Genomic DNA, 25323 nt, shown 5'->3' with positions numbered 1-25323 from the left:
ACGAAAGGACCGGCCTATTTTCAATTTCGTATTAAATCAAGTGGTTTTCACATTGGAAGGTGGAAGGCGTCCATAGAGCATTTCACCCAAGTGAAAGCGGCCTGGACGCCGGGGCTGTGGAAATTGCGTAGATTTAAAGAAATTTAAAATCAGCCTAGCGTTTTTTGGTTCGTTTTTTGGGCGATGCAAAAAATGAACAGGACACAAAAATGAGATAGTAAATTATTTCCAGGGCTTCAATAATTCTTAACGGTCATGCCATCTTCACGACGGAAGAAGAACGACCTAACCATAGACCTTGAGTGCAATGCCCAAAGTTATTTAATAACGGAAAATGACTTATTCCCACATGAAGGTTGACGCAACGAAAGGACCGGCCTATTTTCAATTTTGTCATAAATCAAGTGGTTTTCACATTGGAAGGCGGAAGGCGTCCATAGAGCATTTCACCCAAGTGAAAGCGGCCTGGACGCCGGGGCTGTGGAAATTGCGTAGATTTAAAGAAATTTAAAATCAGCTTGGCCATGGCTACAGCTGGCTCCTCCTAACCAAGGTACGCCGTAACTTGGTTGTTCGGCCCTGGTCGTTTTTTATTCATCGGCTGGTCTATTGATTTTTAATGGTATTCATGAATGCTACGCATTTGGGCGATGCAAAAAATGAACAGGACACAAACTTTAGATAGTAAATAATATTTTTTTGTAATTCACACACAACTTTTGGGATTGATCCCAACAATTGGTCATGATCCCTGGCAAGTGCATCCCGAGGGTTACCTGAAGCGACCTAATTGTTTATTACCATTGTTGAAAAACTCACGATTACACCTACCAGTTGAAGGATGGTTCCAGGGGATAGGACTATTGACTTTATTTAAATGGCAATCACGGAATCGATTTCCATTTACAATGGAATATATCTTAAAAAGAGGCTATAATAAAATGGTAGCGCTTGTTTTTTGCAGTAATTAAATGATAGTAGATCTTCCCAAGCCTATGTTTTCGTAATTATAGTTGAGGTTTTCGTCAGAATCTATGATGTTGCCGGCAATAAAATCGCCCACCTGACTCGTCCCATATTTGCTGGAAGCGTTCAGATCTTTGGTAACCACGTGCTTTTTCATGGATTTGTCTACCGCTATTACCACGGCGAGCGACTCTTCATGAAGGCCAAAATGGCTTAACATCATGGCCGTAGATAAGATGGAGGCGACGGGATTGGCTATATTTTTTCCCGATGCCTGGGGGTAGGAACCGTGAAAGGGTTCAAACATGGCATGTTCATTGCCAATCGAGGCCGACGGAAGGAGGCCTTTGGAACCGCAAATAGCACTGCCCTGATCGGATAAAATGTCGCCGAACATATTATCGGTAAGAATAACATCAAAGTCGTTCGGGTCCAACATCATTTTCATGGCGGCATTGTCTACAAATAAAAAATCCAATTGCACTTCCGGATAACTTTCAGATATTCTGGTTACCACTTTGCGCCATAACCTAGAGGTTTCCAATACATTGGCCTTGTCTACCAATGTTAATTTTTTACGTCTGTTCTTGGCTGCTTTAAAGGCCAAATGGGTAATTCTACCGATCTCTTTTTCCGAGTATTCACACAAGTCGGAAGCAACGGTCCCATCTTCACTCAATTTTTTTTCACCGAAGTAGATCCCCCCGGTAAGTTCACGGTAGATTACGAAATCCGTTCCAAAAATAACGTGCTTTTTAAGGGGTGATTTATTGATCAATGTTGGAAAAATCTTGACGGGCCTAATATTGGTAAAGAGTTGCAATTCTCTGCGCAATTGGAGCAATCCCTGTTCAGGCCGTACTCTTGCGCTGGGATTGTCATCATATTTCAGGGTACCTATAGTCCCAAAAAGTATGGCATCCGAAGCCTTGCAAAGATCAATGGTCTGCTTTGGTAGCGGGGAGCCGTATTTGTCCATGGCTACGGCCCCGATCAACCCTTCCTTATAAGTGAAATGATGGTTGAAGGTCTCTTCAACGGCCTGCAAGCACTTTACGGACTGTGCCAAGACCTCAGGACCAATTCCATCTCCCCCTAAAAGAGCAATCTTTAGATTCATTTTAAGCTATGCTTTTTATTTTGATGCCACTGGCGATGATGATATCATGGATATCCTCATCAAAAATCTCCTTCTGCTTATCCGCAAATTTTAAAAATTCCTGATAAACCACATCCAGTTGGATCTTGGTAAGTTCATAGCCTACATTTTTCGCCCTATATGCCAACGCCGCCCTACCACTTCTGGCAGTAAGGACAATGGAAGATTCGGTTACCCCAACATCTGCGGGATCTATTATTTCATAGGTCTCCCTGTTTTTAATAACACCGTCCTGATGAATCCCCGAGCTATGGGCAAAGGCATTGGCCCCCACTATGGCTTTGTTGGGCTGCACGTAAACACCCATTTTTTGGGATACCATCTGACTGGTGTCGTATAGTAATTTACTGTTGATATTCGTGTCCAAATTAAGGGTAGGATGCTGTCTTAAAATCATGACCACTTCCTCCAGGGCAGTGTTTCCTGCGCGTTCACCTATCCCATTGATGGTACATTCAATTTGTCTGGCTCCGTTGATTACCCCGGCTATGGAGTTTGCGGTGGCAAGTCCAAGGTCATTGTGACAATGACAGGACAAAATAGCTTTATGAATGCCGGTTACGTTTTCCTTTAAATACTTTATTTTGGCCCCGTATTCCTCAGGTAAACAGTATCCTGTGGTGTCTGGAATATTCAATACGGTGGCACCCGCCTTAACGACGGCCTCACAGACCCTTGCCAGAAATTCATTATCCGTTCTACCGGCATCCTCGGCGTAAAATTCTACATCCTCCACAAAGGATTTGGCATAACTTACCGCCTCTATGGCCCGTTCTATTATTGCTTCCTTATTGGAGTTGAACTTAAACTTAATATGGGATTCAGAAGTGCCTATACCTGTATGTATTCTCGGTCTTTTGGCATATTTTAAAGCCTCTGCGGCCACTTCAATGTCTTTTTTAACAGCACGTGTAAGTCCACATACCGTTGCGTTCTTTACAATTTTTGAAATCTCCTGTACAGAATTAAAATCTCCTGGACTGGAAATTGGAAAACCGGCTTCTATAATGTCTACCCCTAAAAGATCCAGTCTCTCGGCGATAATTAATTTTTGGTCCGTATCCAATTTACATCCGGGGACTTGCTCTCCATCTCTAAGTGTTGTGTCAAAAATATGTACCTTTTCTTTGCTCATTATATTTACGTAATTTTATGTGCGCTATACGAATATAGTACTAGTAGGTTTGCCAGTACTAATCACAAAATGGCATTTACAACGTTAAATAACTTTTTGAAGTATTTAAAACACTGATTATCAATTATATAAACCTTTATTATTACGATGACAAATGCGCATAAAGATGCATTATTCGTTTTGGTCAAATCACTTTCCAAGTCAGAGAAACGTCAATTTAAATTGTATGTTGGACGCTTGGGGGTGAATACAGATGCCAAATTTCTTGCCCTTTTTAATTTAATGGATAAAATTAAGGTGTATGATGAAAAGTTAATACTGGAGAATGGGATTGTTAAGAAGGCCCAGTTGTCCAACCTTAAGGCCCACCTGTACAAACAGATCCTGGTGAGCCTTAGGTTAAACCCCGTAAATCAAAATATACGGGTGCAGATCCGGGAACAATTGGATTTTGCTACAATTCTGTACCAGAAGGGCCTGTATAAGCAGAGCCTTAAAATATTGGACAAGGCAAAGGCCACCGCCATTGAAAATGAGGAGAAAAACGTGGCCTATGAGATTGTTGAATTTGAGAAGTTGATCGAGACCCAGTATATTACCCGTAGTATTCCGGACAGGGCAGATGAATTGGCAGTACAGGCCAAGCAGCTATCGGCACAAAATGTAATTACCAGTAAATTATCCAACCTTGCACTTCAGCTATATGGGCAGATGTTAAAAATTGGATATGTTAGAAGCGATGAGGACATTAAAAGGGTTCAAAAATATTTTGATAAGCACTTGCCCAAGTATCATATTGAAGACCTGGGTTTTAGGGAGAAACTATGGTTGTACAAGGCACATCTTTGGTACAGTTTTCTAACCCAGGACTTTTTGTCCTGTTACAAGTATTCCAGTAAATGGGTAGATCTATTTTATGACAATAAGGAAATGATCTATTTAAACCCCGTATTCTTTTTAAAGGGAAACCATTATTTGTTGGAATCCTTATTTTATGTTAAATACAGCTCCCAATTCAAGGAGACCTTGGAAAAATTGGAGAAAATTGTAGGAAGTAAGCAATTTCCGGACAATGACAACATAGCCTCTTTGGCATTTTTATATATCAATTTAAATAAATTAAACCTTCATTTCTTGGAGGGCAATTTTGAAAAGGGCCTTTATTTGGTCAAAATCGTAGAATACGGAATTAACAAGCATAAGGATAGGATAGACCAGCATCATGTTATGGTATTGTACTATAAGATAGCTTGCCTTTATTTTGGAATTGGGGACAATAAAACCTGCATTCAGTATTTAAAGAGGATTATTAACAATAAGAATCTAAAAATGCGCGAAGATCTCATGTGCTTTGCCAGGGTACTAAGTCTTATTGCCCACTACGAGGCCGGTATGGACTATCATTTGGAAGTACAGTTGAAAAGCACCTATAAGTTCCTGCTAAAAATGAACGATCTTCATGCCGTACAGAAAGAAATGATCAAATTTTTAAGACGCTTGGGCGATATCTTCCCCCACGAGTTGCCCACGGAGTTCCAAAAGCTGTACGATGAACTGAAAAAATACGAAAATCACCCATATGAAAAACGGGCTTTCTTATATTTGGATATTATTTCTTGGCTGGAAAGCCATTTACAAAATAAACCAGTTGCACAAATTATTAGAGAGAAGGCGATGTCCGTTACCCGTTAAAATATATTTTTGAAAAGCAAAAGCCTTCACATTAACCATCTGCTGGAGATAAATCTGGCCATGATTTTTATTGGTACTTCCGGAGCTCTGGGCAGATATGTGCAATTACCGGTTCCCATAACCATAGCCAGTAGGGCAGGTTTGGCATTTTTGTTTCTGTTGCTCTATTGTAAATGGAAAAAAATATCGTTCCGCATTGCCAAAAAGGATTACCCCATTATTTTATTAGGCGGTATTCTTATGGGAATTCACTGGTTGACCTATTTCTATGCGCTGCAGCTATCCAATGTGGCCATTGGGATGTTGTCTATGTTTACCTATCCCATTATAACGGCCCTGTTGGAGCCATTGATTTTAAAAACGCCCTTCCAAAGAATCCATTTTGTACTGGGGCTATTGGTTTTGGGCGGGATTTATTTGTTGGCTCCCGATTTTGAAACTGGCAATACGCATGTTTTGGCTGTTGGTCTTGGTGTTTTTTCCGCATTGGCCTATGCTATTAGGAATATTATATTAAAGTCCAGGGCGGCCCATTACAATGGTTCCTTAATGATGACCTATCAGACGGGTATAGTAGGGTTTGTATTGGCCCCGGCATTTTTTATTTATCAGGTAGACGCCATTGCGGACCAATGGCCGGCACTGTTAACCTTGGCCTTGTTCACAACTGCTATAGGGCATACCTTATTCCTCAATTGTTTTAAACATTTTAGTATTACTACGGTGAGTATTTTGAGTAGTGTGCAACCGGTTTACGGTATTTTAATAGGGATAATTTTTCTTTCAGAAATTCCAAGTTGGACCACGGTAATGGGCGGAGTACTTATTTTGAGCTCTGTGGTGATTGAGAGTGTACGGTCTTATAAATAATTCCCTATTAATTATTAATACTGGGAGTATTGGGATTATACTCCTTGACAAGGCCTTGGGTAAGTTTTTCAAACTCGTTGTTTTTGGCCATATTCCTTACCCTGACGGGGTCAAAATTTCCATTGAAGTAAAGGAATGAACCCGTTTTGTTATTGTTGTTGAATATTAGAATTTCCTTCACCGAGTTTTTGCGTTCCCTTATGGATACTACCGAACGTTTTAAATCATCATTGTTACGGAAAATCTCTATAAAGGAATTTCCGGTAATACCGTTCATTTGCTTGTTCAGGAAATCGGCCCTTGCAGGGGTGGCCACAGGAAACTGCATATACCTTAGGTCCTTGGTGTCTCCTACCAGTTCATTTATTTCCGGGGATATATTACTTATAAGGGAAATCATGAAATGGGGCACGCGGATGGCGGTTACTTGGGCATCGTTCTTATGTGCTTCGTAAAATGTGTCTATGGAATTGTAACTACCACAGGAGTTCAGTAACATAATGCTAAAAATAAACAGTGCTTTCTTGCCCATGGATAGTGTTTTACTTTGGTCTTTGGAATATGCCCTTTGTTAAAAGTAGTGAAAATTTTATTAGTGAAACTCAATTTTAAGAAGTCGGCAAGACGCACTTAAAATTGCAAGTTGAACTAATCCCGCCCTTTTCGGCGGGATCCAGGTCCACTACCTCGACCCTGGGGTCGATCCCTATTAGTGAAACTCAATTTTAAGAAGTCGGCAAGACGCACTTAAAATTGCAAGTTGAACTAATCCCGCCCTTTTCGGCGGGATCCAGGTCCACAACTTCCGCCCTTGGGTCGATTCCTTTTATTAGTGAAACTCAATTTTAAGAAGTCGGCAAGACGCACTTAAAATTGCAAGTTGAACTAATCCCGCCCTTTTCGGCGGGATCCAGGTCCACTACCTCGACCCTGGGGTCGATCCCTATTAGTGAAACTCAATTTTAAGAAGTCGGCAGGACGCACTAAAAATTGCAAGTTGAAAAAATCCCGCCTTGGGGATTATTTATTTACAGGCGTTCCAAACACTGTCCTCGGGGGGAGGGGCCGTGAGTTGTAACAATTCTTTCCTTACGGGATGTATAAAGGAAAGGCTTCTGGCATGTAGATGTATGCTTCCATCTTTATTGCTTCTGTCCGCCCCGTATTTCAAATCCCCTTTTATAACACACCCAATAGCGGCCAGTTGAGCCCTAATTTGATGGTGCCTCCCTGTTTTTAAATCTATTTCCAATAAAAAATAACGTTCCAGTTGCTTAATGACCTTATAGTCTAAAATGGCTTTTTTGCTATCCGGAACCTCATGCTTATGGCCGTAGGATTTATTTTGTTTAGGATTGCGTTTAAGCCAATGGGTTAAGGTACCGGCATCCTTATCGGGCATTTTGTTCACTATGGCCCAATATGTTTTTTGGGCATCCTTTTCTGCAAATAATTTATTGAGCCTAGGGAGGGCCTTTGAGGTTTTTGCAAAGACCACAATACCCGTAGTAGGCCTGTCCAAGCGGTGTGCCACTCCCAAATAAACGTTTCCCGGTTTGTTGTGTTTTGTTTTTATATACTGCTTTACAATCTCGCTCAGGGGGGTATCCCCGGTTTTATCGCCCTGTACTATATCGCCGGCCCTTTTATTGATGGCTATAAGGTGGTTATCCTCGTACAGGACCTGGAGATTCCCAGGGGTAGAAATTGTTTTAGTGGACACTTATATAGAATTGATTATCTAGTTCATAGGCCATCCGCCCCATAAAATGGCGGACATTATAAGGAGATAGCGATACGCTCCTTTAGTATTGCTCCTCGTCGCTTGGGAAGTCCCTCGTTTTTACATCGTCCACATATTTGGAAATGGCATTGCCCATTTCCTCATACAAGTTGAGATACCTTCGCAAGAATCGTGGATTAAATTCCTGGGTTATACCCAAGAGGTCATGTATAACCAATACTTGGCCATCCACCCCATTTCCTGCCCCAATTCCTATAATGGGAATGGATACCTTTCCTGCTACTTCCTTGGCCAATTTGGCAGGTATTTTTTCAAGAACTATGGCAAAACATCCCATTTTCTCCAGTAGCTTGGCATCTTCAATGAGTTTGTGCGCTTCCTCTTCCTCTTTGGCCCTAACGGTATAGGTGCCAAATTTATAAATGGATTGAGGGGTTAGGCCCAAATGCCCCATTACAGGGATGCCTGCGTTTAAAATTCTTTTTACGGATTCCTTTATTTCTTGTCCCCCTTCTACTTTCACGGCATGGGCGCCACTTTCCTTCATGATTCGGATGGCAGAGCGCAACGCCTCCTTGGGGTCGCTTTGATAACTCCCGAAAGGTATATCCACAACAACCAAGGCACGGTTTACCGCACGTATTACCGAAGATGCGTGATAGATCATTTGGTCTAGGGTAATGGGTAGGGTGGTTTCATGTCCGGCCATAACATTACTGGCAGAGTCACCTACCAATATTACATCTACATTGGCGGCATCGACAATTTTTGCCATGGAATAATCATAAGCCGTTAACATGGATATTTTCTCTCCGTTTTTTTTCATATCAACGAGAGATTTTACGGTAACTCTTTTGTATTCTTTTTTGGCAGTGGACATCTATTTTGTTTTTGGTGGGATAAAAGTAATGATTTGTTCTAAAATTCGTCAATCTTACCGTAGATTGTTCCTAGGTTTTTTATTTATATTAGTGAAACTCAATATTGGGAAGTCGGTACTAAGGTTTAATATCTTTTATTTGATTAAATTCAATTATTCTACAAACTATCTATGATGAACACAATTGTGCTTATTTGTCTTACATTGTTATCTGTGTTTGGTCTGCGGGCACAGAATGGGGGAGAGGAGATGGTGAAAAATACCATTGATTCCTTTTTTTTAGCATTTCACCAGCAGGATTCAGTAGCCCTAAGGGAATCGGTTTCCAAGGATATTGTCTTACAGACCATTGGCAAGAATGCCGAGGGTACAGAGGTGGTCAAAACCGAAAATTTTGATCATTTTCTAAAATCGATCGTATCCATTCCCTCCACTACCAAATTTGAGGAAAGGATACTGACCTATAATATCCAAATAGATGGCCCAATGGCCAATGCATGGACCAACTACGAATTTTGGGTGAACGATAGCTTTAGCCATTGTGGCGTAAATTCGTTTCAATTGTTCAATGACCAAGGCAGCTGGAAGATTATTTATTTGATAGATACAAGAAGAAAAGAGGGTTGTGATTAATTGGGGTTAATGGTTTTCCAGGGAGCTAATAAATTTGATCAAGGCTTCAATAATTCCTAACGGCCATGCCATCTCCACGACGGAAGCAGAACGACCAAACCATAGTCCTTGAGGGCAATGCCAAAGGTTTTTAATAACGGAAAATGACTTATCCCCACATGAAGGTTGACGGAACGTAAGGACCGGCCTATTTTCAATTTTGTCTTAAATCAAGTGGTTTTCACATTGGAAGGCGGAAGGCGTCCATAGAGCATTTCACCCAAGTGAAAGCGGCCTGGACGCCGGGGCCGTGGAAAGTGCGTAGATTTAAAGAAATTTAAAATCAGCCTAGCGTTTTTTGGTTCGTTTTTTGGGCGATGCAAAAAATGAACAGAACACAAAAATGAAATAATTTCGAAATTTGAAAATGTAGCAATGAGTCAATGTGTTAATTTGCTTTCTAGCTTTTGGTCGAGGAACACAGATCATTGCTAATTGCTAATCGTTCTTTGCTTACGGAAAGGGATCAAGGACCTTGATGTCAATGCCAAAGGTTTTTAATAACGGAAAATGACTTATCCCCACATGAAGGTTAACGCAACGAAAGGACCGGCCTATTTTCAATTTTGTCTTAAATCAAGTGGTTTTGTTTCCCTTCTTTCTTAAAACAGTAATAGGAGAAGCTTTCATTTGGTGTTGATACATAAAATTCTAATATGTTGAACAACATAAATATCTAATTATATCACAACATAAAACACAAAGCGTTAGGGATAGCTTGAAGCGCATACTAAACAATGAAAATTCTGGACTGGTCGCAGATGAAGATCACGGAGATTGGTATCGACAATTATTTGCGCCTAGCGTAACCACAGGCATTCTTCAAATATCAGACCTTGCGGGATATAGAATCGGTTAAGTATATATTGGAAAATCAAAGCATGTACCATTAAATGTAGAAGCGGTACGAGACACTATGCCTGAATTGTTCCAATTATTGATAAACGAAAAGCATGCTGGTGTAAGAGCTGTTTTAGGACACTTTATTTTTGTTTATATACATCCTTATAAAGATGGCAATGGTAGAATGGGACGCTTTTTAATGAATGCCATGTTGGCATCTGGAGGCTATCCTTGGACTGTGATACCAGTAGAAGAACGTAACGCATATATGAATGCTTTAGAGAAAGCTAGTGTAGATAAAGATATTACTACATTTGGTAAGTTTATTAATTGGCTTGTAGAAGAAGGGGTGAAAGGAACTCCAGTAGCTAAAGTTTAAATCCTCCTGATTCTCTTTTACCTTGCCTTTTTCCGCCATAACATAGGCATCTATGGTAGCATTGTGAACACTTACCAATTTACCATCCTTGGTAGTTCTTATATAGATCTCCACAAAATCGCAGCCCAGCTCAATAGCTTTCTGATAGGCGGCCAAGTAATTTTCGGGAATTCCATTATGGGCACCTCTATGTGCTGTAATATAGGTGTTGCCATTTTTCGACTTTGGCAACCCATTTTGGGGATAGCCAAGACCAAGGCCCATTAGGCCAAGGAATACTTGAATTATAAAAAAACTAAGCATTTGCCTTGTATTATATAGCGTTACAATCTTATGCCCCTTGGTATGGCCTATGGTTCAATAAGATTATGGTAGGTGGCCAGATAATAGGGTAGAAGGTAAAAGGTGCCTTCGTGTTCGGCGTATCCATTACCTTCATTATCATGGAGAACAGTGGCATCGCGGTCTAACCTAACGTGTCCCCTTTCGTCTATTGGCAGGGCATAGGTGTCATTTCCCCAGCCCATATCTTTTACTTGGCCCGGTGTGGGGTCCAATTGAATATCCAGACGATGGGTGTTGTCCATGTCATAGCCTATTAGGTCCAACGGAATGCGTTGCAAGGTTTCTGTCATGTAGCGGTTGTCCAGGCTACTCTTGTAATACCGGTCAATGCTGGCCTTTGCAAATAAAGGATTCTCTATAAATAATTCCTCGGGCTTAAAAAAACCTTCATCCACCTTTTTGGTAAAAAAACCGGCCATTGCACCATAGAGTCCGTCCCAAAAGGCGTTTTTTTGCTTGCTGATATGCAACCAAGCGTTCTCAAGGGCAATACGGTACATAATTTGCCTTTCCGGATTTTTCTCGTAATTAATGAGGCCATATAGACTCATTAGACCTAAATTGTTGTCCCAGGGAACCGCATTTTCCGGTGGAAAAAATTCTTTGGCGTGCATGGCGTAGATGTCATAGTTTTCCTTTTCCCTCAAGATTTCGGCCACCTCATCATATTTGGGATCTCCCGTAACATGGGAGGCAACATTTAAAAAGGAAAGCATCATCATGGCATTGAGACCACGTTGGTCCCATCCCCAGATGGAATTGAAATAATCAGGATCAAAACTTCCCCAACGCGTTGGTTTCCCATCGTAATCCACTAGTTTGAAACCGTGCCGAATAAGGTGGTCGGTAACATCGGCCACCACTTGTTTAACGGCATCCTTTTCTTCCTTGGTCTCCGCAATCAAATCGTTATAAATGCCATAATAAAAATAATGTCCGGCCAATTCGTCCGAGCTGGTATCACATTTCCATCTATAATTTCCATCCTCACTGAGGGGAAAACGTGGAAAAATATCCTTCCAGAAGGGATCGTTTTTTTGGTGCCTTCTATTGTACTCCTTACTGTATTGTTCATTGACGGGTTCATGCCAATCCACAGGAATGATCACCCTTGCCGGAAATCCCGGTTCATGGGTAATATCCACCAACCATTTTAGGGCAAAAAAGCTCCTATTGGCCAGTTCCCTGGCCTTGGGATCCTTGGTAATGGCGTATCGGAAAGCCTGGGCTGCCCCGTACATGGCGGTATATTGCCCATCGTTGTCCGAAATGGCCAACTGACTAGTATTTATATTGAACTGTTCGGTAAGGTGACTTTGGCAGATAAAGCCCATTCTATTATGTCTTGCCTCTACCTGATTCGTAAAATGGGTAGCTTTGTCGGCATAGGTCATTTCCTTTGAAATAATTTGGGCCAGACCGTTTTGCGTAGCTATCCAAGCGGTCCCTTCTACGTCCACGGCAATATCATTTACGTGGTTATGCGGTAACCATCTGCGGTTGGATCGGTAGAAGAATTTATCGTCTTCCACCCTAATGGCCCCGTTTTCGGTGCCAAACCACACCTGACCTGTTGGACCTGAAGCTACCGATGTAAAACGGTTGTAGGGCACCCCTTCCTTGCCGGTAAACAGCGTCCATTGTCCTTTCTCCAGGCGGCCTACGCCTTGTTTGGCACCAAACCACAATCGGCCTTTTGAGTCTACTGTGAGGGCCGCTACCTCTTTTAAGGCCCAACTGTAATTTTGGTCGTAAGGAAGTTCCTGTTTCCATTTGTTGTGGCCGATCTTTACGAAAAGTCCATTTTCACAACCCAGGTAGTTGGTGTTTCCGTAATTTGTTGCGGCAAGGACCTTTCCGGCTTCAATTGGCAGTCCCTTGTATTTAGGTAAGGGGGTAGGGGAATCACCGTTCTTTTTGGAGATCCATTTGGAATTTTTCCATTCATATTGCCCCGAGCTGGTAGTTGCCGTAGGAGTGTTGCCAACTATTGTTATTTGATCGATACTAGCTGTAGGTAGCCCTTCGGAAATACCGTTGATTACGGCAACATCCTGATAAAAGGTGGTCTCCTGTGCATAGATTCCGTAGGATAAATGAAGGATGAAGGCTAATGAAAATAGGATTCTATACATTTTGGTTTGCTTAAAGTTCGATGACAAAAATTTGTAAAGTGGGGGTATTCCCGTTTTTGGAAACCATTCGGTTATAGGCTATCTTCTTTCCATTGTGGGACCAGACGGGATTTTTTGGTGGATTTTGAGAGGGTTTGGTCAGGATTGTACTTTTTCCATTCTCCATTTTGAGGCCTACCAACGAATTCTGCCATACATAGACCAGGCGATGCTGTTTGGGGTGCCAACGCACGCCACCTTGAACGTCCGAGTCATGAAAAGTACGCTGAACAGCTTTTCCTCCCAAAGGGGAGATGGTGAATATTTGTTTAACGTTATGGTCATCTTTGGCTATGTAGGCCAGCAGACTGCCGTCATAGGAGGAACGTACAATACCTTCGCAACCGGGATATTGCTTATTGGCGGTAAAGGTAAGTCTACGTTGATGGGTTCCTTTAGGAGGGGCGGGCAAGCTGGTTTCGGTGCCTTCAAGGGCAGCGTCTCCGGGAAGGCTTATATCTTCCGGGATATCCACTATATAAACCTCATCTAGCTGTTCGCCTTTATTGTTTGTTGTGGTGCCAATAAAAGCCCTGGCCCTTTGGGTGTCTCCATCCGAATTTAGGTAACCCGAATGTCCAACCCAACTATCTCCGGCCGCCTTACTAATTTCATCGGAACCTGGTACAGGCTCAGGCACTACTTTTACCACGAGTGCACTGAACCATTCCCCAGAAAAATTCTCGCCGTTCTGTGATTCTGGAACACTTACAGCCTGGTGTTTTGTGGAAACGCCTATGGTTCTAAGATTGTGGGTAAGGCCGGTAGAATCTTCTAGTTTTTTCATAATGGCATCGTTATAGGTGTATCCTATCCATTTTCCATCACCACTAAATTCATGCCTGTGGGTACCCCCACGTAAGGCTCCTACGGTAAACGGAAAGGAAATGTCCCTGGCATCCATATAAATGGGCTGTCCAGGTCTGTCATCCCGAATGATTACTCCGGTTCTCCTCCATTGCTCGTAGGGTTTGTCCGGGGTACAATTCAGTAATCCATGAATAAAGACTACCTCATTGTTGGTATGGCTATAACTTACAGCTCCCACTCCAGGACCATAGGCCTTGTTCTGTTGTAGTTCGTACAAGACCACCTTGTCGCCTGTTTTTACATGTACCTTTTCAATTTTGCCATTGGCCCCAATACCACCTGTCTCCGTACGGGTATCATACACCAGCCATTCATCGTCCGGGGAAAAATTGTCATTGTTGTCCAAGTCGTGGTTGTAGCTAAGATCCTGGGTAATTTGCCTTTCCATTTTGTAATTATCTTGTCCACAAGCACTAAAAAGCATGGGTGTCATGAAGAGTAGGAGCATGGGTTTACTGTCTATATTTATATTCATGAGTATTTTTTTGGTGTCCATACTATTTACTTGGGCTGTTAATATTCAATTCTCAATCCTTGGTTTGAGGGGCGCTAATAACCCCTAAATACCTTCCCATCCAGTAGGGGAGCAGCCAGATATCCCCAGCCGAGAATTCCTCCGTACCATTTCTACCGCCGTCCAATGTGAACATATTGGCGTTATGTCTTTGTACGCGGCGCTCATCGGGAGGTAATACCTCTGTGGTTGTCTGTTCCCTAAAATTAGGTTCTAAAAAGGTGATATCTTTTCTATGGCTATTCTTCACCTCCCAGGCAACCATATCCATAGGGTGTTCCCTTAGGTACCAGGCCGCTTCCTCCAAGTCGAACTCCTGGGTGCCGGTAAGGGCGGTCATAATATTCCAGGCACCTTCTTTTTCAGGGCGTTCTATTTCCCAATGGTCAATAATAGCTTCCTTAAATTTAGTTTTAAGGGTGTCGTTAAAGGCATATCTATATAAGCCCCAATAGCCTACAAAGTACATTTCGTCATCGGAATGGTTCCAGGATTCGGACAGCATTTTGCTCCAATCATCGGCATCGTCCGGAGCCATGGCAACATCTTTCATGGGCCACATTAGATTGTCCAGATACCCGTGGTTATCCATTAGGTCGAAAGCTTTTTCCTTGTATTTTTCCTTTCCGGTAAAGTGATAGGCTGTTTGGAGCATGCCTATAATATTGGAGGCATTTATTTTGCGGTCTCCCACCATTTTGGGTCGCGCATTTACGTATTCCGGGTTCCAACGGCCCCAAGTGGTGGGTTTGCCATCAAAATCTACCATATACATATCATTTCTTACAATATGGCTCATAAGAGTGTCTATAAGTACAATGGCACGGTCCCTAAGGTCATTGTCCATTATTTCGGCCATAGCACCATAAGCAAAAATATGACCAATGGCCTCATCGCTACTGGTGGTGGATTTCCAATCCCATTCAGGGTCATCGGAATGTTGCCATCTGTCTGGATCGTGTAATTGATTTATATAACCACTGCGTTCAAAAGATCTGGAAGGAAATCCAGGAACGGGATTAATGCTGAACAACCTTTCCATGGCATCCATAGCTTCCCTACAGTTCTGAAGAGCATCTTCCGATTTGGTCACCGAGTACCGAAAAACCTCTCCTGCCAGGTACATGGTAGTCCAGAGTCCGTCGTTATCGGAATCGGAAAGTCGCCCTGTATCAAAATTACCATTATCCATATCCACTAGAGTGGCATTGAACCCTAGCCTTATATGCCTGTCCCGCACTTGTTTTTCATAGTATTGGGCTTTGTCATATAGTGTCATTTCCTTATATACGATTTGTCCCAGCCCTTCATCGGTCAATATTAGGATGGAACCATCGGTACCTTGGGATATATGTTTCACATTGTTGCCGGGCATCCAACGTTTTCCGTAGTAGTAATTAAATTTACCATCATCCTTTAACATAAATGCCCCTTTGGTAGAGCCAAACCACAGATGTCCGTCAATTTCTCCCACATAGTTGATTTCTGTCCATGGCAATTGGGTCTTTTTATCCCCAAATTGTTTGCCGGTTACGGCATCCACTTCAAAATAACCGTCCAGGGTGGTCAAGATCAAAGTATTGCCCAGAAGGGCAAAGGAGGTAAAATTACTCCCTTCATATACGGTTTTTAAGGTCTTGTCTTTTGGATTGAAGGCGGTTATGGAATTTTCCCCCAAAATCCAGTAGGATTTGGTTTTTGGGTCGAATTTGATGCTTATGGCCTTATCCTTGGACAGGGCTCCCTGCCAGCCACTATTATTTTTGGAAACATATTGTAGCGCCGTTCCATCACTGATCAAGAAATCAAAATCGCTTCCAGCAGCAAAAATATTTGCCTTGGGAAGTGTGTGATTTAGGTATAGGCTTCCGGCCCAAGCGTTGCTGAGTACGGCCTTGTCGTCCAAGTATACAAACTGTTGTTGATAGCTGGTCATGGCAACAATATTCTTATCCGCTATCGGACGGTATGTTTTATCCTTTAAAAGGATTCCAGGGTAAAGGAATTGCCCATCGTGCGTACGTAGAATGCCGTCCGTTGAGGCTACCTGTATAACCCCATTGCGGTCCATGAACGTACTGAATAACTGTAAGTCATCTTCTTGTTTGTCATATTTAATGCTGTAGTCCTGCAGGTAGGGTACATCCTCGTAAATGGGTAGGGATGCTGTAGTGGCTTCCCCTTTTGGGGCCTCTGAGCAGGATAGGCCCACTAGGAGTACGACCCATAATAAATTTCGAAAGCTTTTTCTCATGTCATTAAATATTTTGGTTGTAATAGGCAGTTGGTCTGTAACGAAATCATTGATAGGTGCTTATACAAATAATGGGATTACAGCCCTGTACAAATAAACCTTATTTGAATGTATTGGACTTCCTATATTTTACATGATTTACATCATATATTGACTTTATTATTCATTTCTTCTTTAAAATTTAAATAAAGTGTTAGAATAATTGAAATTTTGAAGATTTGGAAATTTACCAATGTAGCAATTGATTAATGTAGCAATGAATTAATGTACCAATGGATTAATTTGAAAATGGGATAATGTGAAGATTTGAAAATGGGTTAATGTGGTAATGAAGTAATGGTTTAATGTATCAATGTGTTAATTTGCTATCTGGCTTTTGGCCGAGGAACATAGATCATTGTTAATTGCAAATCGTTCTTTGCTTACGGAAAGGGATCAAGAACCTTGAGGGCAATGCCAAAGGTTTTTAATAACGGAAAATGACTTATCCCCACATGAAGGTTGACGCAACGAAAGGACCGGCCTATTTTCAATTTACTTAAGTGGTTATTATTGTTTTTTATAGGTTTTCGTGAATCTTCGATTTCGTCTTAAATCAAGTGGTTTTCACATTGGAAGGTGGAAGGCCTGCCTTCCGGTAGGCAGGCGTCCATAGAGCATTTCACCCAAGTGAAAGCGGCCTGGACGCCGAGGCCGTGGAAAGTGCGTAGATTTAAAGAAATTTAAAATCAGCTTGGCCCTGGCTACAGCTGGCTCCTCCTAACCACAAGGTACCCCGTACCTTGGTTATTCGGCCCTGGTCGTTTTTTATTCATGGGCTGGTCTATTGATTTTTAATGGTATTCATGAATGCTGCGCATTTGGGCGATGCAAAAAATGAACAGAACACAAAAATGAAATAATTTCGAAATATGAAAATGCACCAATGAATCAATGTGTTAATTTGCTATCTAGCTTTTGGCCGAGGAACACAGATCATTGCTAATTGTTCTTTGTTCTTTGCTCACGGAAAGGGATCAAGGACCTTGATGGCAATGCCAAAGGTTTTTAATAACGGAAAATGACTTATCCCCACATGAAGGTTGACGCAACGAAAGGACCGGCCTATTTTCAATTTACTTAAGTGGTTATTATTGCCTGCCTTCGGCAGACAGGTTTTTTATAGGTTTTCGTGAATCTTCGATTTCGTCTTAAATCAAGTGGTTTTCACATTGGAAGGTGGAAGGCGTCCATAGAGCATTTCACCCAAGTGAAAGCGGCCTGGACGCCGGGGCTGTGGAAAGTGCGTAGATTTAAAGAAATTTAAAATCAGCCTGCCCCGACTACAGCTGGCTCCTCCTAACCATGAGGTACCCCGTACCTTGGTTGTTCGGCCCTGGTCATTTTTTATTCATCGGCTGGTCTATTGATTTTTAATGGTATTCATGAATGCTACGCATTTGGGCGATGCAAAAAATGAACAGAACATAAAAATGAGATAATGTGAAAATTTGAAGATTTGGAAATTTACCAATGTAGCAATGAATTAATGTAGCAATGAATCAATGTATCAATAAGTCAATGTACTAATGGGGTATATTTTGGAAGAATTCGTCATTGCGAGGTTACGAAGCAATCACTCTACAGGAAGGAGCACCTAGTTATATTACTTTCACCATAAGACTTTAGTCCAGCCTCTAAAATCTAAATCTAGCCTCCCAATACTATGCATCAACAATCACTCAGGTACACCCCAACGGCCAGTCCGCCTTCCGAGGTTTCCTTGTATTTGGTATTCATATCCTTGGCCGTTTCCCACATGGTGTTCACTACTTTGTCCAAAGGTACTCTGGCATTGGCGGGGTCGGAGTCCAACGCCAATTCTGCCGCGTTGATCGCTTTTATGGCCCCCATACAGTTGCGTTCTATGCATGGAATTTGGACCAATCCGCCAATGGGATCACAGGTAAGGCCCAGATGGTGTTCCATGGCAATTTCTGCCGCCATGAGTACTTGTTCCGGACTACCTCCCATAAGTTCTGTCAGCGCTGCGGCGGCCATGGCGGACGATACGCCAATTTCGGCCTGACAGCCACCCATGGCCGCGGAAATGGTAGCCCCCTTTTTAAAAATACTGCCAATTTCGCCCGCCACCAGCAGAAACTTTTTAATGTGTTCAAAATTGGCATCGTGGTTTTCTATGACCATATAGTACATGAGCACCGCAGGTATTACCCCAGCACTGCCATTGGTAGGAGCCGTGACCACTCTGCCCAGGGATGCATTTACTTCATTGACGCTTAGGGCAAAGCAGCTTACCCATTTCAGGATGGAACGGAATTTTACTTCGGTCTTTCTTATGGTAAGCAGCCATTCCTGAGGAGTGGTATAGGGGAGGTGGCCCTTCAGTTTTTGGTGGGTGTCATAGGCCCTTCTCCGCACATTGAGTCCGCCAGGCAGATTCCCCTCGGTATGGCAGCCTATGTACATACACTCCAACATGGTGTCCCAGATATGTTGCAGACCTTGGTCTATTTCCGAATTGGAACGCAGGGAACGCTCATTCTCCAATACGAGTTCGGAAATGGACTTATTTTCTTTTTTGCAAGTAGCCAATAAGTCCGTTCCCTTTTCTACAGGAAAGGGGAAGGCCTTAAAAACTTCCATTTTCTTTTTGGAACGCTTAAGTTCTTCCTTTACCACAAAGCCTCCTCCTATGGAATAGTAGGTTTCCTTAATTTGCTTGCCATTGGCCAAGCTGGCCCTAAAGATCATCCCGTTGGCATGAAAGGGGAGAAATTCCCTTTTAAATAGGATATCCAATTTGGGATCGAAAGGAATTTCCAGGGAATTGTTCAAAAGCAGTTTTTTGCTTTCTTGAATTCCATTTATTATCCCACTTATATTTTCTATGGGAATGCTGACCGGATCGGCTCCGGTAAGGCCCAACATAATGGCCAGGTCGGTGGCGTGGCCTTTTCCTGTCAGGGAAAGGGAACCATATACCTCCGCCTGGAGATGGGTAATGGTATGAAATACGTTCTTTTCCCGTAGTTCGCCAATAAATCGTTCTGCGGCACGCCATGGGCCTAAAGTGTGGGAGCTGGAGGGGCCGACACCAATTTTGAGCATGTCGAAAACACTAATGCATTCCATTTTCCAATAGGTTAAATTTTTAGGGTAAATATAGGATTATATATTGGGAAATATACCAAGGTGCTAATGGAGTTAATGGTTTAATGTATCAATGAATTAATGTAGCAATGTACCAATGGATTAATTTGAAAATGGGATAATGTGAAGATTTGAAGATTTGGAAATTTGAAAATGTAGCAATGAGTCAATGTACTAATGTAATAATGAATCAATGGGTTAATTTGAAAATGGGATAATGTGAAGATTTGAAAATGCACCAATGAACCTGCTATGCGAAGTCTCCCGACTTCGGACTACTCCTGCCGAAAACGCGGGACACGCCTGCCCAGGGGAAGGAACTTTTTTTCGTAGTTTCAAAAATCTAGAATGTTGAACCAACAAACTATTGGCTTTTGGCCGAAGAACACAGATCATTGCTAATTGTTAATTGCAACTTTCATTCCCTGATCTTTAGTTTTCTGGAAGGTTCCCGCCCATGCCCATGAACAAGAATGGAGTCGGTTGTAATACGGACCTTGGCAAAGGCGGAGGTGTTATCGGTATCTACCATGCCCTTAAAGGTGAGGTAATGTACCCCATGGCGTTGGGCGTAATCGCCATTATGGTTATGCCCGTTAAAATAAAATTTCACATTGGGGTATTGGTCTATAAGTGATAGAAATTGTGGACTGTTCCATAATCTGTGCACCTTGTCTTCCCCGAGTACGGGAAAATGACAGTAAAATCCAACCTTTTCATTATTTTTTAGGGCCAATATCAACTCGTTTTCCACCCATTTAAGCTGTTCCAAACTTAAACCCCCGTTCCAAGTTTGGAGGTTGGGCGGTTTGGATTTGGAGAGAAGGGTAAATAAGGAATCGGTCTGTGCCAACTTTTCCTCGGTAATGGCACCTTGATAACTAAGATCGTTCCCGTCCAGGACAATGAATCGCCAATTTTGTTCCACAAAGCTGTAATACCGTTGTTTCAGGTTCATTTTATGGGGCACCAAAGGTTTTAAGGAATCGGCAACACTAAAATCATGATTGCCCAATACCTGGTATTTCTTGGTTTTTAGCTTGTTCCAGATGGGACCAACGGTATCAAAACTACTAAAATCCCTATCGATGAAATCGCCCAAATGAATGGCGTAATCCAAGGGGGCATTGTTAAGGCTATCTACTGCATTTTGCAGTTTTCCCGGGGAGTTTTTATAAAACCGGGAGCTAGTGGATTCACAGTGGCAATATTGGCAGTCCGCCACAATGCCGATGGCCAGGTCCTGGTCCAAACCAGCTTTCGGGTCCTTGGAACCACAACTTAAAAGGGTGGTCAAGATGAAGGCCGATTTAATTTTTTGAAGGAGGTTCATAGAATAGTGGTGTTCTGATGGATTTGATTCTTAAAACCAAATATAATTGATTTTGGATTAAGGAAGATTCAGGAGGGTGGTGAGTTAATTTGAAAATGTGATAATGTGAAGATTTGAAAATGAGATAATGTGAAAATTTGATGATGTGGAAATGTAGCAATGTAGCAATGAATCAATGGGTTAATTTGAAAATGTAGCAATGTATCAATGAGTCAATGTACTAATGTATTAATTTGAAAATGTAGCAATGTAACAATGAGTCAATGTGTTAATTTGCTTTCTAGCTTTTGGCCGAGGAACACAGATCATTGCTAATTGCTAATTGTTCTTTGCTTATGGAAAGGGATCAAGGACCCTGCTATGCGAAGTCTCCCGACTTCGGACTACTCCCACCGAAAACGCGGGACAGGCCTGCCTTTGTCGGTAGGCTCGAATTGACGAACTTTGGACTTTGAACATTATAACTTTCCACTCTACAACTGCATACCGCCACCGCTCACTGCTCAATTGCCTATTGCCTTGTGGCTATCGACTAAATTAACGGCCACTGAAGACTGTTCATGTTTAGCTACTTGTGAGATTTCTCCTCCCGTTGGTCGTTCGAAATGACCATCTTCTTTGAACTTTATATCATTGAACATTATAGCTCAACAGTGCCTACTAAAACTGTTCACTAACTACTGACCACTGATTACCCCTGCTATGCGAAGTCTCCCGACTTCGGACTACTCCCGCCGAAAATGCGGGACACGCCTGCCTTTGTCGGTAGGCTCGAATTGACGGACTTTGGACTTTGAATATTATAACTTTCCATTCTACAACTGCATACCGCCACTGCTCAATTGCCTATTGCCCCCTGCTATGCGAAGTCTCCCGACTTCGGACTACTCCCGCCGAAAACGCGGGACAGGCCTGCCTTTGTCGGTAGGCTCGAATTGACGAACTTTAAACTTTGAACATTATAACCCTGCTATGCGAAGTCTCCCGACTTCGGACTACTCCCGCCGAAAACGCGGGACACGCCTGCCTTTGTCGGTAGGCTCGAATTGACGAACTTTGGACTTTGAATATTATAACTTTCCACTCTACAACTGCATACCGCCACTGCTCAATTGCCTATTGCCTTGTGGCTATCGACTAAATTAACGTCCACTGAAGACTGTTCATGTTTAGCTACTTGTGAGATTTCTCTTCCCGTTGGTCGTTCGAAATGACCATCTTCCTGAACTTTATATCATTGAACATTATAGCTCAACAGTGCCTACTAAAACTGTTCACTAACTACTGACCACTGATTACTGTTTACTCCTCCCCCCTGCTATGCGAAGTCTCCCGACTTCGGACTACTCCCGCCGAAAACGCGGGACAGGCCTGCCTTTGTCGGTAGGCTCGAATTGACGAACTTTGGACTTTGAATATTATAACTTTCCACTCTACAACTGCATACCGCCACTGCTCAATTGCCTATTGCCTTGTGGCTATCGACTAAATTAACGGCCACTGAAGACTGTTCATGTTTAGCTACTTGTGAGATTTCTCCTCCCGTTGGTCGTTCGAAATGACCATCTTCTTTGAACTTTATATCATTGAACATTATAGCTCAACAGTGCCTACTAAAACTGTTCACTAACTACTGACCACTGGTTACTGTTTACTCCTCCTCCGAATCCCCCCTGCTATGCGAAGTCTCCCGACTTCGGACTACTCCCGCCGAAAACGCGGGACACGCCTGCCTTTGTCGGTAGGCTCGAATTGACGAACTTTAAACTTTGAATATTATAACTTTCCACTCTACAACTGCATACCGCCACCGCTCACTGCTCAATTGCCTATTGCCTTGTGGCTATCGACTAAATTAACGGCCACTGACCACTGACTACTGATTACTGACCACTGATTACTGTTCATTGCTTATTGTAATAGCGGCGACTTTCAACTTTTAGACCTTAACAAAAAAAAGCATTAGTGATTGCAATGGATAGCTCCCAATAGGGGACATTGAAAAGGACACTATTGGGACTAGTAATGGAAAGCACGACCCCTTGGCATATTTTTGGCCAAGGGGGAATGCCCAAATTGGCCTGTATGTATGCATTATCTGGTCAATTGCAGGGATGGTTCTGACACCTTGTCATATTTTTTGTCATGGCACAATCATTGACTTATTAGACCCGAGTGCTAAAAAGATTTTTCAACACAGTAAATATATAAACATGAGTAAAATTATTGGAATAGATTTAGGAACAACAAACTCTTGCGTTTCGGTTATGGAGGGTAACGAAGCTGTTGTAATCCCAAACGCAGAAGGTAAGAGAACTACTCCATCTGTCATTGCTTTTGTAGAGGGTGGCGAAATTAAAGTAGGAGATCCTGCCAAAAGACAGGCAGTTACTAATCCAAATAAAACCATTTATTCCATAAAACGTTTTATGGGTAATAAGTACTCCGAATCCACCAAGGAAACGGAAAGGGTGCCCTATAAAGTGGTAAAAGGAGATAACGATACCCCAAGGGTAGATATAGACGGACGTTTATATTCCCCTCAGGAACTTTCGGCAATGATCCTTCAGAAAATGAAGAAAACGGCGGAAGACTATTTAGGACAGACTGTTAGTAGAGCGGTAATTACCGTTCCTGCCTATTTTAACGATGCGCAAAGACAAGCTACCAAGGAGGCCGGTGAAATAGCCGGACTTACCGTAGAAAGAATTATTAACGAACCTACCGCAGCTTCTTTGGCCTACGGTATGGACAAAAAGGACACGGATCAAAAAATAGTGGTTTTCGATTTTGGTGGAGGTACACATGATGTTTCCATCCTGGAATTGGGAGACGGTGTTTTTGAAGTATTGGCTACCGATGGGGATACCCACTTGGGTGGTGATGACGTGGATCAAAAAATAATCGACTGGTTGGCCGATGAGTTCAACAAGGAAGAAGGGATAGACCTACGTAAGGATGCCATGGCATTGCAACGTTTGAGAGAGGCTGCCGAAAAGGCAAAAATTGAGTTGTCGTCTTCAGCGCAGACCGAAATTAACCTTCCTTACGTTACCGCTACGGCCTCAGGACCTAAGCATTTGGTACGTACCTTGACCAAGGCCAAGTTTGAGCAATTGATTGATGATTTGGTTAAACGTACCATTGAGCCTTGTAATACAGCCCTAAAAGCGGCCGGTTTAAGCAAGAGCGATATAGACGAAATTATTTTGGTGGGTGGTTCTACCAGGATTCCTGCCGTACAGGATGCGGTTGAGAAGTTCTTTGGCAAGAAGCCTTCCAAAGGGGTTAACCCAGATGAGGTGGTTGCCGTAGGTGCCGCTATACAAGGTGGGGTATTGACAGGAGATGTGAAAGACGTACTGCTTTTGGACGTTACACCACTTTCCTTAGGTATTGAAACTATGGGTAGTGTTATGACCAAATTGATTGAGGCCAACACCACCATCCCTACCAAAAAATCGCAAATTTTCTCTACGGCAGCGGACAATCAGCCATCGGTTGAGATCCACGTGCTACAGGGAGAGCGACCAATGGCCAAGGATAACAAGACTATCGGTCGTTTCCATTTGGACGGTATTCCACCAGCACAAAGGGGAACCCCACAGATTGAAGTTACCTTTGATATCGACGCCAATGGTATTATAAAAGTATCGGCTACCGATAAGGCTACCAACAAATCCCAGGACATTAGAATTGAGGCTTCTTCTGGATTGACAGAGGAAGAGATCAAAAAGATGAAAGCGGAAGCGGAAGCCAATGCGGAAGCGGATAAAAAAGCGAAGGAAACCGCCGATAAATTGAACGAGGCCGATGGAATGATCTTCCAGACCGAAAAGCAATTGACCGAGTTTGGCGATAAATTATCCGAGGATAAGAAGAAACCAATTGAGGATGCCTTGGCAGAGCTTAAAAAAGCCCATGAAGCTAAGGATTTGGCCCTGATCACTCCAGCGTTGGACAAGATCAACGAGGCTTGGAAAGTGGCTTCGGAGGAAATGTACAAAGCCCAGGCGGAAGCACAGCAAGGTGCCCCGGCAGGTGACGCCGATACAGCATCTTCCAACGGGGATGCCAAAGAAGCGGATAACGTGGAAGACGTAGATTTCGAAGAAGTGAAATAAGAATTTCTATTATATACTACAAACCCCTCTCAAGCAATTGATGGGGGTTTTTTTTGATTTGAAAATGAGATAATGTGAAGATTTGAAGATTGGTGGCTATTTCGGAGTTATGACGCCACCATTTTCGGTCAAATTGCGCCACTTTGAAAGATCTTACAATTATAAAAAAAATTTAGGTTTATATACTCTTTAAAGTTCCTTTTCTTAATGATTCAC

16 protein-coding genes are annotated in these 25323 nt (G+C 42.5%); 5 read left to right on the top strand and 11 right to left on the bottom strand.

From position 1 onward, the window contains the following. Positions 1-967 precede the first annotated feature (967 nt). Complete coding sequence (gene leuB / locus QSE00_RS23590) at positions 968-2086, bottom strand: 3-isopropylmalate dehydrogenase (protein WP_286107765.1); 1119 nt, start codon at positions 2084-2086, stop codon at positions 968-970. A gap of 1 nt (position 2087) precedes the next feature. Next, on the bottom strand, positions 2088-3260 hold the full coding sequence (locus QSE00_RS23585; protein ID WP_110355812.1) for a 2-isopropylmalate synthase: 1173 nt from the start codon (positions 3258-3260) through the stop codon (positions 2088-2090). 147 nt (positions 3261-3407) lie between these two features. On the opposite strand from QSE00_RS23585, the gene QSE00_RS23580 reads away from it, so the two are divergent. Then, positions 3408-4952, top strand: coding sequence for a hypothetical protein (locus QSE00_RS23580; protein WP_286107764.1), 1545 nt, complete (start codon positions 3408-3410; stop codon positions 4950-4952). A 9-nt stretch (positions 4953-4961) separates the two neighbouring features. After that, positions 4962-5822, top strand: coding sequence for a DMT family transporter (locus QSE00_RS23575; protein WP_258364801.1), 861 nt, complete (start codon positions 4962-4964; stop codon positions 5820-5822). Positions 5823-5829: 7 nt separating this feature from the next. Here QSE00_RS23575 and QSE00_RS23570 read toward each other — a convergent pair whose 3' ends face one another. From QSE00_RS23570 to panB, 3 genes are all read right to left on the bottom strand, one after another. Then, complete coding sequence (locus QSE00_RS23570) at positions 5830-6354, bottom strand: DUF4252 domain-containing protein (RefSeq protein WP_286107763.1); 525 nt, start codon at positions 6352-6354, stop codon at positions 5830-5832. 492 nt (positions 6355-6846) lie between these two features. After that, positions 6847-7545 carry an RluA family pseudouridine synthase gene (locus QSE00_RS23565; RefSeq protein ID WP_286107762.1) on the bottom strand — a complete coding sequence of 233 codons (699 nt, stop codon included), beginning with the start codon at positions 7543-7545 and terminating at the stop codon, positions 6847-6849. An 82-nt stretch (positions 7546-7627) separates the two neighbouring features. Further along, on the bottom strand, positions 7628-8446 hold the full coding sequence (panB, locus tag QSE00_RS23560; protein WP_110355817.1) for a 3-methyl-2-oxobutanoate hydroxymethyltransferase: 819 nt from the start codon (positions 8444-8446) through the stop codon (positions 7628-7630). A 171-nt stretch (positions 8447-8617) separates the two neighbouring features. Here panB and QSE00_RS23555 point away from each other — a divergent pair, with 171 nt between their 5' ends. Continuing rightward, positions 8618-9079 carry a nuclear transport factor 2 family protein gene (locus QSE00_RS23555; protein WP_309148921.1) on the top strand — a complete coding sequence of 154 codons (462 nt, stop codon included), beginning with the start codon at positions 8618-8620 and terminating at the stop codon, positions 9077-9079. A 904-nt stretch (positions 9080-9983) separates the two neighbouring features. Then, on the top strand, positions 9984-10340 hold the full coding sequence (locus QSE00_RS23550) for a Fic family protein (RefSeq protein WP_286107766.1): 357 nt from the start codon (positions 9984-9986) through the stop codon (positions 10338-10340). Here QSE00_RS23550 and QSE00_RS23545 read toward each other — a convergent pair. From QSE00_RS23545 to QSE00_RS23520, 6 genes are all read right to left on the bottom strand, one after another. Further along, positions 10239-10643 carry a glycerophosphodiester phosphodiesterase family protein gene (locus QSE00_RS23545; protein ID WP_286107761.1) on the bottom strand — a complete coding sequence of 135 codons (405 nt, stop codon included), beginning with the start codon at positions 10641-10643 and terminating at the stop codon, positions 10239-10241. The genes QSE00_RS23550 and QSE00_RS23545 overlap by 102 nt on opposite strands. Before the next feature lie 47 nt (positions 10644-10690). Continuing rightward, entirely contained in the window at positions 10691-12820 is a 2130-nt protein-coding gene (locus QSE00_RS23540) for a hypothetical protein (protein ID WP_286107760.1), read from the bottom strand. A gap of 10 nt (positions 12821-12830) precedes the next feature. Continuing rightward, entirely contained in the window at positions 12831-14204 is a 1374-nt protein-coding gene (locus QSE00_RS23535) for a DUF3748 domain-containing protein (protein ID WP_286107759.1), read from the bottom strand. Between the two features lie 52 nt (positions 14205-14256). Beyond that, on the bottom strand, positions 14257-16497 hold the full coding sequence (locus tag QSE00_RS23530) for a ligand-binding sensor domain-containing protein (RefSeq protein WP_286107758.1): 2241 nt from the start codon (positions 16495-16497) through the stop codon (positions 14257-14259). Positions 16498-18207: 1710 nt separating this feature from the next. Continuing rightward, entirely contained in the window at positions 18208-19632 is a 1425-nt protein-coding gene (locus QSE00_RS23525; protein WP_286107757.1) for an L-serine ammonia-lyase, read from the bottom strand. Positions 19633-20068: 436 nt separating this feature from the next. Next, on the bottom strand, positions 20069-20983 hold the full coding sequence (locus QSE00_RS23520) for a metallophosphoesterase (protein ID WP_286107756.1): 915 nt from the start codon (positions 20981-20983) through the stop codon (positions 20069-20071). Positions 20984-23196: 2213 nt separating this feature from the next. Between QSE00_RS23520 and dnaK the strand changes: the two genes are divergently transcribed. Continuing rightward, complete coding sequence (dnaK, locus tag QSE00_RS23515) at positions 23197-25107, top strand: molecular chaperone DnaK (RefSeq protein WP_110357643.1); 1911 nt, start codon at positions 23197-23199, stop codon at positions 25105-25107. The last annotated feature ends 216 nt before the right edge of the window (positions 25108-25323 follow it).

The sequence above is a fragment of the Arenibacter flavimaris genome (genome assembly GCF_030291335.1).
Taxonomy (GTDB): Bacteria; Bacteroidota; Bacteroidia; order Flavobacteriales; family Flavobacteriaceae; genus Arenibacter.
Note: the sequence above shows the minus strand (reverse complement) of the source record. Positions and strands in the feature narration are given on the sequence as shown.

Coding starts and splice junctions, on each gene's coding strand:
- QSE00_RS23570 (WP_286107763.1), bottom strand. CDS start 6,354: ATGGGCAAGAAAGCACTGTTTATTTTTAGCATTATGTTACTGAACTCC.
- dnaK (WP_110357643.1), top strand. CDS start 23,197: ATGAGTAAAATTATTGGAATAGATTTAGGAACAACAAACTCTTGCGTT.
- QSE00_RS23545 (WP_286107761.1), bottom strand. CDS start 10,643: ATGCTTAGTTTTTTTATAATTCAAGTATTCCTTGGCCTAATGGGCCTT.
- QSE00_RS23540 (WP_286107760.1), bottom strand. CDS start 12,820: ATGTATAGAATCCTATTTTCATTAGCCTTCATCCTTCATTTATCCTAC.
- QSE00_RS23535 (WP_286107759.1), bottom strand. CDS start 14,204: ATGAATATAAATATAGACAGTAAACCCATGCTCCTACTCTTCATGACA.
- QSE00_RS23525 (WP_286107757.1), bottom strand. CDS start 19,632: ATGGAATGCATTAGTGTTTTCGACATGCTCAAAATTGGTGTCGGCCCC.
- QSE00_RS23580 (WP_286107764.1), top strand. CDS start 3,408: ATGACAAATGCGCATAAAGATGCATTATTCGTTTTGGTCAAATCACTT.
- QSE00_RS23520 (WP_286107756.1), bottom strand. CDS start 20,983: ATGAACCTCCTTCAAAAAATTAAATCGGCCTTCATCTTGACCACCCTT.
- QSE00_RS23555 (WP_309148921.1), top strand. CDS start 8,618: ATGATGAACACAATTGTGCTTATTTGTCTTACATTGTTATCTGTGTTT.
- leuB (WP_286107765.1), bottom strand. CDS start 2,086: ATGAATCTAAAGATTGCTCTTTTAGGGGGAGATGGAATTGGTCCTGAG.
- QSE00_RS23585 (WP_110355812.1), bottom strand. CDS start 3,260: ATGAGCAAAGAAAAGGTACATATTTTTGACACAACACTTAGAGATGGA.
- QSE00_RS23530 (WP_286107758.1), bottom strand. CDS start 16,497: ATGAGAAAAAGCTTTCGAAATTTATTATGGGTCGTACTCCTAGTGGGC.
- panB (WP_110355817.1), bottom strand. CDS start 8,446: ATGTCCACTGCCAAAAAAGAATACAAAAGAGTTACCGTAAAATCTCTC.